This window comes from Paraburkholderia acidicola, assembly GCF_002362315.1.
Lineage (GTDB): Bacteria > Pseudomonadota > Gammaproteobacteria > Burkholderiales > Burkholderiaceae > Paraburkholderia > Paraburkholderia acidicola.
On record NZ_MTZV01000006.1, the window covers coordinates 2,258,839 to 2,272,245 of the forward strand.

Consider the following 13,407-nt stretch of genomic DNA (forward strand, 5'->3'; position numbering starts at 1 on the left):
GGGCGAAATCGTGCGGTTTGGATAGGTCCTGGTATTGCGGTATCGCGGTGATGCGGTGGCGGGACATTATCGTCCCACGCGGACATCGTGTTACATCATGCAGGATCAATAGTGCAGGTTGATCGATGGCAGGCGTGTGCTTGCGCGGCCGTTGTCGCGCACTTTCGGCGATGTGTCGGTCGGTGCGCTCATCTGATAGCGCGTGCCGAAGTTCGAGCGCACGTCGATTTCGACCGGTTTGCCTTTGTCGCGGTATTCGGTGATCTCGGTGCCGCTACCACTGCGCTCGTAGTAGCTCGGCGTGCGCGGCACGTCGATGTCGACCTTGGAGCTGACTTCGGCTGCGGGGCGGTTGATTGCTTTCAGGTCCGGCAGGCCGGCGCGTTCGTTGGCGGATTGCGCTTCGTCGGCAGCGGCGGCTTGAGCGTTCGCGGCGGCCGGGGCGTTCGCGGCAGCCTGAGCGTCGTCGGTGGGCTGGGCGGCCAGTGCGACGCCGCCGAAGGCGAGCGTCGCGGCAACGGCGACGGTAAGGAACGACTTCATGGCAATTCTCCGATTGGGTGCCCAGATTCTAGCAAATCCGTGCTCCCGGCACGGATTACACGGGGTTATTTTGCGCCGTTTTCGTGCTGCCTGCGCGGAACCAGCCCGTCACCCGTCCGGTCTGCCGCAGGCATCCGCGATGCGTGTTCCATGGTAATGTCGTCGCATCAACCGAGGCCAACGAAGATGAACGATCCACTCAAACGACGTGCGGTGCAGACACCCGCCGACACCTTCCCGACCGAGGCTTTCGACGACGCCGCCGACGCCGTCACACGGCTCTCCGCAATCTACGAAGCGAATACCTCGTATCTGCGCGACGCGTTTGCCCGCTACCGGCGCAACGAGGCATTCGAGCGGCGCGTGCGCGCGTGTTACCCGTTCGTGCGGGTGCGTACCGAGGTCAACACACACATCGATTCGCGCCGCTCATATGGTTTTGTCGCCGGTCCCGGCGTGTTCGAGACCACCGTGACGCGGCCCGATCTGTTCGGCAACTACTATCGCGAACAGTTGCGGCTGCTGGCGAAGAATCACCATGTATCGATCGAAGTCGGTGTATCGGACCAGCCCATTCCGATTCACTTCGCGTTTGCCGAGGGTATCCATCTGGAAGGCGATCTCGACCGCGAGCGGCTCTTCGCGATGCGCGATATCTTCGATACACCCGACCTCGCGCTGCTTGACGATCGCATCGTCAACGGTACCTACGAACCGCCGCCAGGCGAGCCGCATCCGCTTGCGCTGTTTACGGCCGCGCGCGTGGATTTCTCGCTGCATCGATTGAAGCACTACACGGCGACGTCGCCTACGCATTGCCAGAACTACGTGCTGTACACGAACTACCAGTTCTATATCGACGAGTTCGTCGCGCTCGGCCGCAAGATGATGGCCCATACCGACGATGCGGAACTGCGTGCTTATCGCAGCGAATACACGTCGTTCGTCGAACCCGGCGACGTGATCACGTACAACGCGAATCTCGGCGAGCAGGACGACGAGGGCACACCGCCGCCGCGTCTGCCGCAGATGCCTGCCTATCACCTGAAGCGCGCGGACGGCAGCGGCATCACGATGGTCAATATCGGCGTGGGGCCATCCAACGCGAAGACGATTACCGATCACATCGCCGTGCTGCGTCCGCATGCGTGGATCATGCTCGGTCACTGCGCGGGCTTGCGCAATACGCAGCGTCTTGGCGATTACGTGCTCGCGCACGGCTATGTGCGCGAGGACCATGTACTTGATGATGACCTGCCGTTATGGGTGCCGATTCCGGCCCTCGCCGAAGTACAGGTTGCGCTGGAGGGGGCGGTCGCGCAGGTGACGCAACTCGAAGGCGTCGAACTGAAGCGCGTGATGCGCACCGGGACGGTGGCGAGCGTCGATAACCGCAACTGGGAATTGCGCGATCATCGCGAGCCGGTGCAGCGGCTGTCGCAAAGCCGGGCGGTTGCGCTCGACATGGAAAGTGCGACGATTGCGGCGAATGGTTTTCGCTTCCGTGTGCCGTATGGCACGTTGCTGTGCGTGTCGGACAAACCGCTGCACGGCGAACTGAAGTTGCCTGGTATGGCCGATCAGTTCTATCGCGCGCAAGTCGATCAGCATCTGCAGATCGGGGTGAAGGCGATGGAGATTTTGCGCACGAACGGGTTGCATCGGCTGCATAGCCGGAAGTTGCGTAGTTTTGCGGAAGTGGCGTTTCAGTAGAGAGTTTTGTTTGGCGGGGCTTTCACGGTCCCGCCAGTCAGTTATGCCGGCGTCACTGTGATTTCGAGGTGCATGCCGAGCGCCGAGAGCGCTGCCGCGATCGTGTCGATCTTGGTTGCGTGACCAAGGTCGATAACGCGGTTGATTTCCTGACGTCGGGTATTCATCCGGCGGGCTAGTTCGGCGGGCGATACATGCTGCGATAGCATCACATTCAGGAGCAGCACTTTCGCGGCAACGCTTGGCGGCAGTTCGATCAGCACGTCGCCACGCTTCGGCTCGGACGGTGTCGGCACTGGGCGCTTGTCGTCGAAATAGAAATCCATTGCAGTCACGAGCGCGTCGCCGGCCATATCGATCGCTTCCTCGCGCGTGGCGCCGCAGGTGATCGCTTCGGGGATATCGCGAAACTGCACGGCAAAGCCGGTACCGTCAGGGATTAGACGGGCAGGGTACTTGAACATGTTCGATTCCTGTTTTCGTTCCGGAGTGTAAGTTCGATGCACGGCCTGAGATCATTTGATGCCCAGTTGCTTGAGGATCAGTTTTCGTGTCACGTCCCCTAGCTCAGTGCCGGGGTGTCGCGGCATCACCGACTGACGTCCGTTCAGAAAAACCTTGGTATGCCGTGATCCTTCGGTGAACGTTGCGCCCTGTCGGGCTAACCATCGTTTGAACTCGCTTTGTTTCACCGTCTTCCTGCTTCTTCGAACCGGCGTTCAGTGTAACCATAAATGTTTACATTCGCAATGTGTAAGCAAAAATGCTTCGCTGAAAATCGTACTTCAGTAACCCGCCCCTCAAAACTGCCCAAACCCCGTCAACCCAATCAAACTCCCGGCAGCCAGCAACCACAGCGGATGAATCCGCGTTTTCAGTGCCAGCGCCGCACACACGGCGGTGATCGCCCACGCGATCGCCGTCGTATCGGAAGCCTGCGCGATCAGCGCCGCGCTCGCCCCGACGAGACCCGCCGTGACCGGCACCAGCGCCTTCTGCACGATGCTTCTCCACGGCCGGTCCTTGAAGCGTTCCCACGCGTGCAGCGCGAGGATCGTCACGATCGACGACGGTCCGAACTTCGCCACCGACGTCACCAGCATGCCGGCCCATCCGGCCACGTGCCAGCCGACCAGCGTCACGATCATCAGGTTCGGTCCGGGGGCGGCCTGCGCAAGCGCGAAGAGCGCGCTGAATTCACTGGTGGGCATCCAGTGATGCACGTCCACTACTTGCCGCTGCATTTCCGGAAGGATCGTGTTGCCGCCGCCGAACGCGAGCAGTGACAACTGGCTGAAAATAATCGCGAGAGAAACGAGGGTGTCGTTCATGGTGCGGTCTTCCCTGCTTCGGCGATTTTTCGTGCGCGTGCCGCGACGAGCATGCTGAGCGGCGTGAGCACGAGCATGGTCGGCAGCAGCGGCACACGCACGATTGCCATGGCAACGAAGCCAAGCGCCGCGATGACCGCCGCTACCGGATCGTGCCGCAGCGGCAGCAGGATCTTGACCGCCATCGCGACCAGCAGGCCAGCCGCGGCCGCAGCGAGCCCGGCGAACAGATGCTTCACATGCGGGTCGTTTTGCGTGTGCTCATACAGCACGCCGAGACCGATCACGACCAGCGACGGCCCCGCGATCAACCCGAGCAGCCCCGCGAGCGCGCCGGGCAGTCCACGAAAACGCATGCCGATCGCAACCGACAGGTTGATGACGTTGCCGCCCGGCAGAAACTGGCATAACCCGAGCAGATCGGTGAATTCGGCAGAGGTCAGCCAGTGGCGCCGCTCGACCACCGCCCGCCGCGCAAGTGGTAACGCACCGCCGAACGAAATGAGGCCGAGGCCGAGAAAGCCACTGAATATTTCACGCAGCGTAGGTGGATATGTAAGCGATGTGTCAGGGGAAGTGGGCTGCTGATTCATTGTGATATTCGTCCAGTACAGACCGTCGAGAGTAGCGCCGAAGCGTCGCCGGGCAAAACGATTTTTCGGGCATCCGCTTGTGACCTACAATCACAAGCATGACTCGCAATCTGCCTCCCTTCTCTGCCCTCCGTGCCTTCGAGGCTGCGGCCCGGTGTGACAGTTTCACCGCCGCCGCAGATGAGTTGCATGTGACTCACGGTGCAATCAGCCGGCAGGTCGCCGCGTTCGAGGCATGGGTCGGCGTGCAGGTGTTTCATCGTCGCGGCAAGCGGGTCCGGCTCACCGACGACGGGCGCCGCTATCTCGCGAGCGTGCAGGCCGCGTTCGACAGCATCGCGGTCGCGACGGATCAACTGCGCGATACCGGCGTCGTGCATGTGCTGCGCGTGAACGCCTTGCCGACTTTCGCAATGAAGTGGTTGCTGCCGCGGTTGAGCCAGTTTCAGCGGATGGCGCCCAACGTCGAGCTACGGTTGTCGACGTCGGATGTGCCGGTGGAGATGATCGATGGTTTCGACGTGGCGGTCAGGCGCGGTCCCGCGCACTGGCCGAACTGCGCGAGCGGTCATTTTCTCGAGGAACATGAGATTCCGGTGTGCAGCCCCGCGCTATTGCAGCGCGCACCGATCGCCGTGGCTGACGACCTGGCGCGCCACGTGCTGCTGTACTCCGATACCCGTCCGGACGCGTGGCGCAACTGGCTGGCAGCAGCAGGGGTGAAGGCGAAGTGCCGCAAGAAGCAGTCGTTCGACCACTTCTATCTGGCGTTGCAGGCTGCAGTGGATGGGCTTGGCGTGGCACTAGGTCCGCTGCCGATGCTCGCTGACGAACTCGCGTCCGGGCGTCTCGTCATGCCGTTGCCCGGACCGCGGCTCGATGCGCGTGGCTACTGGTGGGTGGCGCGGCACGAAGTGGCCGATGCGCCGCTCGTCGTGCAGTTCTGTCGCTGGCTGGAGGCGCAGGCCGATTCCGCGTGAGCGGCGACCGACCTGCCAGCCTGACGCATTACAGATAAAACATCCGGTCTTCGTCCGACTTGCCCGGATGCGTGTCACCTTCCTCGTGGTCTTCGCGGTCTTCATAGAACGCGAGCACCGCTTCGAGCACCTGGTCCGGATCGTCGATGACCTGCATCAGGTCCATGTCGTTGGCATTGATCAGACCCATCGGCACCAGCTGATCCTTGAACCAGCCGAGCAGGCCATGCCAGAACTCACCACCGACCAGAATGATCGGCACGTGACGCGATTTCTTCGTCTGGATCAGCGTGAGCACTTCCGCGAGTTCGTCGAGCGTGCCGAAGCCGCCCGGCATCACGATCACGGCATCCGAGTTCTTTACGAACGTCACCTTGCGCGTGAAGAAATGGCGAAAGCGCAGCGAGATGTCCTGCCACTGGTTGCCCGATTGCTCGTGGGGCAGCTCGATGTTCAGACCGACCGAAGGGGCCTTGCCTGCATGCGCGCCCTTGTTCGCCGCTTCCATGATGCCGGGACCGCCGCCGGAGATTACCGCGAAGCCCGCGTCGGACAGTTTACGGGCGATCTGCGTGGCGAGTTTGTAGTACGGCGAGTCCGGTTTCAGTCGCGCCGAACCGTAGATGCTGACAGCCGGGCGGATCTCCGAGAGGTACTCGGTCGCCTCGATAAACTCTGCCATAATCGTGAACATCTGCCACGATGCGCGGGCCTTTTTGGCTGTCGCGCGCTCTTGATCTGCGAGCGATCGCAGACTCGGAATCACTTTTCTCTTAGTCATAATGCCTGAAGAACAGTACCTGGAAGCGAAGCTGGAAGGTAAGACCCTGCTATTGGTAGACGGTTCGAGCTATCTCTACCGGGCCTACCACGCATTGCCCGATCTGCGTGGACCGGACGGCGAACCGACCGGCGCGCTGTACGGCATCATCAACATGCTGCGGCGCATGCGCAAGGAAGTCACCGCAGAGTATAGCGCGTGCGTGTTCGATGCGAAGGGCAAGACGTTTCGCGACGACTGGTACCCGGATTACAAGGCGAACCGCGCGTCGATGCCCGAAGATCTGGTGCGCCAGATCGAGCCAATCCATGTCGCCGTGCGCGCACTGGGCTGGCCGCTGCTGATGATCGATCACGTCGAAGCCGATGATGTGATCGGCACGCTGAGTACACAGGCCGAAAAGCTCGGCATGAAGGTGATCGTCTCCACCGGCGACAAGGACCTCGCGCAACTCGTTACCGATAGCGTCACGTTGATCAACACGATGACGAACGAAACGCTCGATCGCGCGGGCGTGCTCGCGAAGTTCGGCGTGCCGCCGGAACGGATCGTCGATTACCTGTCGTTGATTGGCGATACCGTCGATAACGTGCCGGGCGTCGACAAGTGCGGACCGAAAACCGCGCTGAAGTGGCTCGCGCAGTATGACTCGCTCGATGGCGTTATCGCGCATGCGGATGAAATCAAGGGAGCGGTTGGCGACAACCTGCGCCGTGCGCTCGACTTCCTGCCGATGGCGAGAAAGCTCGTCACGGTCGAAACCGCCTGCGATCTGACGCAGCACATTGCATCGATTGAAGCGTCGCTCGCCTCGCGGCCCGAGGCACGTACCGAATTGCGCGACGTGTTCGCACGGCACGGCTTCAAGACCTGGTTGCGCGAAGTCGAGACGGCCGAGGTCGTCGAAGGGCCGCAAGTCGACGTAGCACCGGCGCAAACCGTCGACGTCGAACGTCACTACGACACCGTGCAGACGTGGGAGCAATTCGACGCGTGGCTCGCGAAGATCGACGCTGCGCAGCTCACCGCGTTCGATACCGAAACCACCTCGCTCGATCCAATGACCGCGCAACTCGTCGGTCTGTCGTTGTCCGTGGAACCCGGTTATGCAGCCTATATTCCAGTTGCACATCGTGGGCCCGATGCACCGGTGCAACTGCCGCGCGACGAAGTGCTTGCGAAGCTGAAGCCCTGGCTAGAGAGTCCGGCGAAGAAAAAGGTCGGCCAGCACTTGAAGTACGACGAGCAGGTGCTTGCCAACTACGGTATCGAGATGGATGGCATCGAGCACGACACGTTGCTTGAATCGTACGTGGTCGAATCGCATCGCACGCACGACATGGACAGCCTGGCGCTGCGTCATCTCGGCATCAAGACGATCAAGTACGAGGAAGTTGCGGGCAAGGGCGCGCAGCAGATCGGCTTCGATGAGGTCGCGCTCGACCAGGCCGCCGAATACGCTGCGGAAGACGCCGACATCACGCTGCGTCTGCATCTCGCGCTGTACCCGCAGGTCACTGCCGAGAAAGGTCTCGAATACGTGTACCGGGAGATCGAGGTCCCGACGTCACGTGTGCTGCGCAAGATGGAACGCGCCGGCGTGCTGATCGATGCGGAGAAACTGCGTCGGCAAAGCAACGAGATCGCGACACGGCTCGTACAGCTCGAAGGCGAAGCGTACGAACTGGCGGGCGGTGAGTTCAATCTCGGTTCGCCGAAGCAGATCGGTCAGATCTTCTTCGAGAAGCTGCAATTGCCGGTCGTGAAGAAGACGCCGAGCGGCGCGCCCTCTACCGACGAAGAAGTGCTGCAGAAACTCGCCGAAGACTATCCGCTACCGAAGCTGCTGCTCGAACATCGCGGGCTCTCGAAGCTGAAATCGACTTACACCGACAAGCTGCCGCGCATGGTCAATGCGCAGACGGGGCGCGTGCACACGAACTATGCGCAGGCTGTGGCGGTAACCGGGCGGCTCGCATCGAACGATCCAAATCTGCAGAACATTCCGGTGCGTACGGCAGAAGGCCGGCGCATTCGCGAAGCCTTTATCGCGGCGCCGGGACATAAGCTTGTTTCAGCCGACTACTCGCAGATCGAGCTGCGCATCATGGCGCACATCTCCGGTGACGAGTCGCTCCTGCGTGCGTTTGCCCAGGGCGAGGACATCCACCGCGCGACCGCGGCCGAAGTGTTCGGCGTGACGCCGCTCGAAGTGAACTCGGACCAGCGACGCATCGCGAAGGTGATCAACTTCGGTTTGATCTACGGGATGAGTTCGTTTGGTCTTGCATCGAATCTCGGCATCACGCGCGACGCGGCGAAGCTCTATATCGACCGGTATTTCGCGCGCTATCCGGGCGTGGCGAAATACATGGACGACACGCGCGCGAGTGCGAAAGAGAAGGGCTACGTCGAGACCGTGTTCGGCCGGCGGCTGTGGTTGCCCGAAATCAACGGTGGCAACGGCCCGCGTCGCCAGGCCGCGGAACGCGCGGCGATCAACGCGCCGATGCAAGGCACAGCCGCCGATCTGATCAAGCTGTCGATGATCGCGGTGCAGCGGTGGCTCGACGCATCGCCGGTTGGCACGCGGATGATCATGCAGGTCCACGATGAACTGATACTCGAAGTGCCGGACAGCGAACTCGCCGAGGTTCGCAAGAGGCTGCCCGAACTGATGTGCGGCGTTGCTGCGCTGAAGGTGCCGCTCGTTGCAGAAGTCGGCGCCGGCGCTAACTGGGAAGAGGCACATTGACGCTTGTGCACGCATATAGTCATGCGTATGCCACACATGCCGACCTGCGGCTTGCAAGAAGCCGCAGGCGTCACCGACAATCGATAACGACGGCATAGGCCACGCATCACGCCGTCTCGACCCACAACCGATCGACATACGGAGAATCGCATGCATCGTTTTATCGTCGTTGGCGGGGGCGCGGGGGGACTGGAACTGGCGACGCGTTTAGGCGACCGCTACGCTCCAAAGAAAAACAAGGGCGACGCGCGTGCGCAGGTCACGCTGGTCGACCGCTATCCGACGCATATCTGGAAGCCGTTGCTGCATGAGGTTGCGGCCGGCAGCATGGATCCATTCACGCAGGAACTCGAATATGCAGCCCAGGCGCGCTGGCATGGCTTCGAGTTTCAGCAGGGCGAACTGACTACGCTCGATCGCGCGGCACGGCGCATCACGCTCTCGTCGGTTGCGGATGAAGACGGCGCGGAATTGCTGCCGCAGCGCGAACTCGAATACGACACGCTCGTTATCGCGATCGGCAGCACGACGCATTTCTTCGGCGTGCAGGGTGCGTCCGAGTATTCGATCGCACTCGATACCGTCCACCAGGCCGAGCGCTTTCGCAAACGTCTGATCGCTGCGTGCATACGCGCCGAATACCAGACGCACGAACCGGTCGAGTCAGGGCTGGACGCATCGGCTTCGAGCGAGCCGCGCATTCAGGTGGCGATCGTCGGCGGCGGTGCGACGGGTGTCGAGCTGTCCGCTGAATTGCGCAACACCGCGCAGGTGCTGTCGGCGTATGGTCTGCATAAGCTCGATCCGCGTCACGATATCGGCATCGTGCTGATCGAAGCCGGCGCGCGGATTTTGCCGGCACTCCCTGAACGCGTGTCGACCGCTACGACGGAACTGCTAGTCAAACTCGGCGTGAAGCTGATGACCGGCGAGACCGTGTCCGAAGTCGCGCAGGGCCTCGTGCGCACAGCGAGCGGCAAGACCGTGCGCGCCGATCTGACGGTCTGGGCCGCGGGCATCAAGGCGCCGGCCGTGCTGAGCCAGCTCGATGGCCTGGCGGTGAACCGGCAGGGCCAGCTCATCGTGCGCAATACGCTGCAGACCGAAACCGACGACAACATCTTCGCGCTCGGCGATTGCGCCGCATGCGCATGGGCGGGCACCGACGGTAACGTGCCGCCGCGCGCGCAGGCCGCGCACCAGCAGGCGAGTTTTCTGCTGAAGGCGCTGGCGGCTCGCGTCGATGGTGGCGCGTTGCCGCAGTTTGCTTACCGCGATTTCGGTTCGCTCGTGTCGCTTGGGCACTTCAGTGCGGTCGGCAATCTGATGGGTGGGGTGATTGGCGGCAGCATGCTGATCGAGGGGCTGTTCGCGCGTTTCATGTACATGTCGCTGTACCGGCTGCATATCGCCGCACTGCACGGTTACGCGCGGATGGTGCTCGATACGGTCGCGCACTGGCTGCGGCGCACGACGCTGCCGCGCGTCAAGCTGCACTGAGTGTGGCGTGGCGGCTTTCTAGCCGTTGCGGCCTGCACGACGTGCGTTTGCCGCCGGGGGTATGCTGTTGCGTCGTTGCCTTCCACCCAAGGAGCGCTACATGCTGAAACCCGAAGTCGATAGCCTCGTCCCACACGTTCCCTTTGATCGCCGTACCTTCATCAAGGCCGCACTCGGCAGTGGTTTTGCCGCGGCCGTGCTGCCGGTGTCGGCGCAAACCATTCATACCGATAGCGACGGACTCGAAGCCGGCGAGGTCGCCGTGACCTCGGGCGGCGTCATCGTGCCGGCCTATCGCGCGCAGCCGAAGGGCAAGACGCATCTGCCCGTGATCATCGTGGTCCATGAGATTTTCGGTGTGCACGAACATATCGCCGACGTGTGTCGCCGGTTCGCGAAAGCGGGTTATCTGGCGATCGCACCGAACCTGTACACGCGGCAAGGCGATCCGTCGATCTATCCGACCATCCAGCAGCTCAATGAACAGCTCGTCAGCAAGGTGCCCGATGCGCAGGTGCTGGCCGATCTCGACGCCACCGTTGCATGGGCCGGTGAGCACGGCGGTGATCTGCGGCGCGTGGGTGTCAACGGTTTCTGCTGGGGCGGACGAATTACGTGGCTATATGCAGAGCACAATCCGGACGTGCGCGCGGGTGTCGCATGGTACGGGCGCGTAACCGGCGATCACACTGCGATGACACCGGCCAATCCCATCGATCGTGTCGCCGATCTGCACGCGCCGGTGCTGGGCCTTTACGGCCGGCAGGATACGAGCATTCCGCAGGACACACTCGAGCAGATGAAGCAGGCGATTGCCGAAGGACCGCGTGAAGGACGCGGCTCGCAGTTTGTTGTCTACGACGATGCGGGCCATGCGTTTTTCGCCGACTATCGGCCGAGCTACAAGAAGGCAGATGCTGAAGACGGCTGGCGGCGCGCGCTAGCGTGGTTTAAACAGCACGGCGTGGTTTGAGCGGGCAAGGCTGAACTGTGAGCGCGGCTGACGCGATGGTCGCGTCAGCCGCTGTTGCTCGCTACGTCGAAGACTCTTTGTGAGCCTCGTAGTCAGGCCGCAGCGCCCGTCGCAACCGGCCGCGATGTATCGGCGACCCATTCGCTCCACGACCCGGGATAAAGCGCCGCTCCGTGCAGCCCGGCGATCTCCATCGCAAGCGCGTTATGGCAGGCTGTCACGCCCGAGCCGCATTGCAGGACGACTTTCTCTGGCGCAGTGGCGGGCAGCAACGCGCCGAATTCTTCGCGCAGTGTATGTGCTGACTTGAAGCGACCGTCGGCGGTGAGGTTGTCCTTGAAGAAGCGGTTCAGCGCGCCAGGAATATGCCCGCCCACCGGATCAATCGTTTCGTTTTCCCCGCGATAGCGATCGGCGGCCCGAGCGTCGACGAGGATGCGCTCGCGTGTGCCGAGATTGCGTTCGACCGCCTGCGCATCGATCGTCACTGCCAGCGGCGCGCCGGCCTTGAAGTCGCCGCGGACCAGAGTCGGCGCGTCCTGCATCAGCGGCTCGCTGGAGGCCTGCCAGGCTTGCAGTCCGCCGTCGAGCAGCGCGACCGCGTCATGCCCGAGCCAGCGCAGCAACCACCACAGGCGCGCCGCGTACATCCCGCCTTGCGCGTCGTAAGCGACAACCTGCTGGCCCTGCTTCAGTCCCTGTGCAACCAGCGTTTCGACGAGCTTCGCGCGCTCGGGCAACGGATGGCGCCCGTTAGCACCGGTTTTCGGACCCGAAAGATCGCGATCGAGATGCAGGTAATGTGCACCGGGCAGATGGCCGGCGGCGTAGGCGGCTTCGCCCGCATCCGGCGCGGCGAGATCGAAGCGGCAATCGGCGACGAATACGCTGCCCGGCGCGGCGGCGAGCCGCTCCGCGAGGTTCGTTGCGGAGATCAGAGTGGTGTAGTGGGTGTGCGGCATGACGGCTCCTGGAGACGGCGGTTTCGGTCGTAGCCGAACCCTGTTCTTAGTCTAAACAAAAAAGACGGGCCGAAGCCCGTCTTTCCGTCGTTCTATGCGCTCTGCGTGCCGCGTGGTTCAGATAACCGGACCGAGTTCGCGCCGCAAAAACTCGTGGAAGTGCTGCATACCGTCTTCCATCGGGCTCTGATACGGCCCAACCTGCGATTCGCCACGCTCCATCAACGCACGCCGGCCGGCGTCCATCCGCTCGGCGATCTCGTCGTCTTCGCGGGCCGTTTCCATATAGGCGGCACGTTCGGCTTCGACGAATTCGCGTTCGAACAGCGCGATTTCTTCGGGGTAATAGAACTCGACCACATTGGTGGTGTGTTGCGGCCCGCGCGGAATCAGCCATGACACGACCAGCACATGCGGATACCACTCGATCATGATGCCCGGGTAGTACACCATCCAGATCGCGCCGAACTCAGGTGGCTCGCCACCGCGAAAACGCAGCACTTCGTCGTGCCACTTGCGGTACGTCGGGCTGCCCGGACGCGCGAGTTCGTTATGCACACCCACGGTCTGCACGCTGTACCAGTCACCGAATTCCCAGGTCAGGTCGTCACACGACACAAAGCTGCCGAGGCCCGGATGGAACGGGACGACGTGGTAATCCTCCAGATAGACCTCGATGAAGGTCTTCCAGTTGTAGTTGCATTCGTGGACTTCGACGTGATCGAACATGAAGTTCGAAAAGTCGAAATGCTGCTTCGTACCAAGACGCGACAGATCTTTGGCGACATCGCGGCCCTGCGCCTCGAATAGCAGGCCCTGCCAGTTCTGCAGCGGCGTGGCGCCGAGATTCAGGCACGGGTTGTCGTCGAAATGCGGTGCGCCGAGGAGCTGGCCGTTCAGATCGTACGTCCAGCGATGCAGGGGACAGACGATATTCTCCGTCTGGCCGCGGCCGTTGAGCATGATGGCCTGGCGATGGCGGCACACGTTCGACAGCAGTTCGACCTGCGACTGCTGGTTGCGTACGAGCACCCGGCCCTCTTTTTCGCTGGGCAAGGCAAAATAATTCCCCGCGTCCGGCACCATGAGTTCGTGCCCGACGTAGCGAGGACCTTTTTTGAAAAGGGTGTCGATTTCGCGCTTGAGAAGCGCTTCGTCAAAGTAAGCCGTGACTGGCAACTGACTATGAACAGATCTCAGCTGCAATGCATTGCTCAGATTGGACATTCCCACTCCCGTGAAGACGTGAAAGCAGTGAACAACCCAACCATCGAAG

Annotated in this window: 13 protein-coding genes; 5 read left to right on the forward strand and 8 right to left on the reverse strand. The window is 62.1% G+C overall.

The features are described from left to right. Nucleotides 1-105: 105 nt before the first annotated feature. On the reverse strand, nucleotides 106-543 hold the full coding sequence (locus tag BWP39_RS28695) for a hypothetical protein (protein WP_096725583.1): 438 nt from the start codon (nucleotides 541-543) through the stop codon (nucleotides 106-108). A 186-nt stretch (nucleotides 544-729) separates the two neighbouring features. On the opposite strand from BWP39_RS28695, the gene BWP39_RS28700 reads away from it, so the two are divergent. Continuing rightward, nucleotides 730-2,256: an AMP nucleosidase gene (locus BWP39_RS28700; RefSeq protein ID WP_096725584.1), complete on the forward strand. Its 1,527-nt coding sequence runs from the start codon at nucleotides 730-732 to the stop codon at nucleotides 2,254-2,256. Between the two features lie 41 nt (nucleotides 2,257-2,297). On the opposite strand, the gene BWP39_RS28705 is transcribed toward BWP39_RS28700, so the two are convergent. From BWP39_RS28705 to BWP39_RS28720, 4 genes are all read right to left on the reverse strand, one after another. Further along, nucleotides 2,298-2,720 carry a type II toxin-antitoxin system HicB family antitoxin gene (locus BWP39_RS28705; protein ID WP_096725585.1) on the reverse strand — a complete coding sequence of 141 codons (423 nt, stop codon included), beginning with the start codon at nucleotides 2,718-2,720 and terminating at the stop codon, nucleotides 2,298-2,300. A 51-nt stretch (nucleotides 2,721-2,771) separates the two neighbouring features. Beyond that, nucleotides 2,772-2,948, reverse strand: a complete 177-nt coding sequence (locus BWP39_RS28710) for a type II toxin-antitoxin system HicA family toxin (protein ID WP_096725586.1) — start codon at nucleotides 2,946-2,948, stop codon at nucleotides 2,772-2,774. A 108-nt stretch (nucleotides 2,949-3,056) separates the two neighbouring features. Continuing rightward, nucleotides 3,057-3,587: a chromate transporter gene (locus BWP39_RS28715; RefSeq protein ID WP_096725587.1), complete on the reverse strand. Its 531-nt coding sequence runs from the start codon at nucleotides 3,585-3,587 to the stop codon at nucleotides 3,057-3,059. Then, nucleotides 3,584-4,180, reverse strand: coding sequence for a chromate transporter (locus tag BWP39_RS28720; protein WP_096725588.1), 597 nt, complete (start codon nucleotides 4,178-4,180; stop codon nucleotides 3,584-3,586). The genes BWP39_RS28715 and BWP39_RS28720 overlap by 4 nt, the downstream gene beginning before the upstream one ends. A 98-nt stretch (nucleotides 4,181-4,278) precedes the next feature. On the opposite strand from BWP39_RS28720, the gene BWP39_RS28725 reads away from it, so the two are divergent. Continuing rightward, nucleotides 4,279-5,160 carry a transcriptional regulator GcvA gene (locus BWP39_RS28725; RefSeq protein WP_096725589.1) on the forward strand — a complete coding sequence of 294 codons (882 nt, stop codon included), beginning with the start codon at nucleotides 4,279-4,281 and terminating at the stop codon, nucleotides 5,158-5,160. Nucleotides 5,161-5,188: 28 nt separating this feature from the next. Here the strand turns inward: BWP39_RS28725 and BWP39_RS28730 are convergent, their stop codons facing one another. Then, a complete protein-coding gene (locus BWP39_RS28730) occupies nucleotides 5,189-5,941 on the reverse strand; it encodes an LOG family protein (RefSeq protein WP_096725590.1) in 753 nt (250 codons plus the stop codon). Nucleotide 5,942: 1 nt separating this feature from the next. Between BWP39_RS28730 and polA the strand changes: the two genes are divergently transcribed. From polA to BWP39_RS28745, 3 genes are all read left to right on the forward strand, one after another. After that, complete coding sequence (gene polA / locus BWP39_RS28735) at nucleotides 5,943-8,696, forward strand: DNA polymerase I (RefSeq protein WP_096725591.1); 2,754 nt, start codon at nucleotides 5,943-5,945, stop codon at nucleotides 8,694-8,696. A 150-nt stretch (nucleotides 8,697-8,846) separates the two neighbouring features. Next, a complete protein-coding gene (locus BWP39_RS28740; protein WP_096725592.1) occupies nucleotides 8,847-10,196 on the forward strand; it encodes an NAD(P)/FAD-dependent oxidoreductase in 1,350 nt (449 codons plus the stop codon). 100 nt (nucleotides 10,197-10,296) lie between these two features. After that, nucleotides 10,297-11,169: a dienelactone hydrolase family protein gene (locus BWP39_RS28745; protein WP_096725593.1), complete on the forward strand. Its 873-nt coding sequence runs from the start codon at nucleotides 10,297-10,299 to the stop codon at nucleotides 11,167-11,169. 92 nt (nucleotides 11,170-11,261) lie between these two features. On the opposite strand, the gene BWP39_RS28750 is transcribed toward BWP39_RS28745, so the two are convergent. Together BWP39_RS28750 and BWP39_RS28755 are read right to left on the reverse strand one after the other, a co-directional pair. Further along, the gene (locus BWP39_RS28750) at nucleotides 11,262-12,131 is read right to left on the reverse strand and encodes a sulfurtransferase (protein WP_096725594.1); all 870 of its coding nucleotides are present in this window, start codon (nucleotides 12,129-12,131) and stop codon (nucleotides 11,262-11,264) included. A gap of 117 nt (nucleotides 12,132-12,248) precedes the next feature. After that, nucleotides 12,249-13,358, reverse strand: coding sequence for an aromatic ring-hydroxylating oxygenase subunit alpha (locus BWP39_RS28755; RefSeq protein ID WP_096725595.1), 1,110 nt, complete (start codon nucleotides 13,356-13,358; stop codon nucleotides 12,249-12,251). Nucleotides 13,359-13,407 lie beyond the last annotated feature (49 nt).

Coding starts and splice junctions, on each gene's coding strand:
- BWP39_RS28755 (WP_096725595.1), bottom strand. CDS start 13,358: ATGTCCAATCTGAGCAATGCATTGCAGCTGAGATCTGTTCATAGTCAG.
- BWP39_RS28730 (WP_096725590.1), bottom strand. CDS start 5,941: ATGACTAAGAGAAAAGTGATTCCGAGTCTGCGATCGCTCGCAGATCAA.
- polA (WP_096725591.1), top strand. CDS start 5,943: ATGCCTGAAGAACAGTACCTGGAAGCGAAGCTGGAAGGTAAGACCCTG.
- BWP39_RS28740 (WP_096725592.1), top strand. CDS start 8,847: ATGCATCGTTTTATCGTCGTTGGCGGGGGCGCGGGGGGACTGGAACTG.
- BWP39_RS28705 (WP_096725585.1), bottom strand. CDS start 2,720: ATGTTCAAGTACCCTGCCCGTCTAATCCCTGACGGTACCGGCTTTGCC.
- BWP39_RS28745 (WP_096725593.1), top strand. CDS start 10,297: ATGCTGAAACCCGAAGTCGATAGCCTCGTCCCACACGTTCCCTTTGAT.
- BWP39_RS28695 (WP_096725583.1), bottom strand. CDS start 543: ATGAAGTCGTTCCTTACCGTCGCCGTTGCCGCGACGCTCGCCTTCGGC.
- BWP39_RS28700 (WP_096725584.1), top strand. CDS start 730: ATGAACGATCCACTCAAACGACGTGCGGTGCAGACACCCGCCGACACC.
- BWP39_RS28750 (WP_096725594.1), bottom strand. CDS start 12,131: ATGCCGCACACCCACTACACCACTCTGATCTCCGCAACGAACCTCGCG.
- BWP39_RS28715 (WP_096725587.1), bottom strand. CDS start 3,587: ATGAACGACACCCTCGTTTCTCTCGCGATTATTTTCAGCCAGTTGTCA.
- BWP39_RS28720 (WP_096725588.1), bottom strand. CDS start 4,180: ATGAATCAGCAGCCCACTTCCCCTGACACATCGCTTACATATCCACCT.
- BWP39_RS28725 (WP_096725589.1), top strand. CDS start 4,279: ATGACTCGCAATCTGCCTCCCTTCTCTGCCCTCCGTGCCTTCGAGGCT.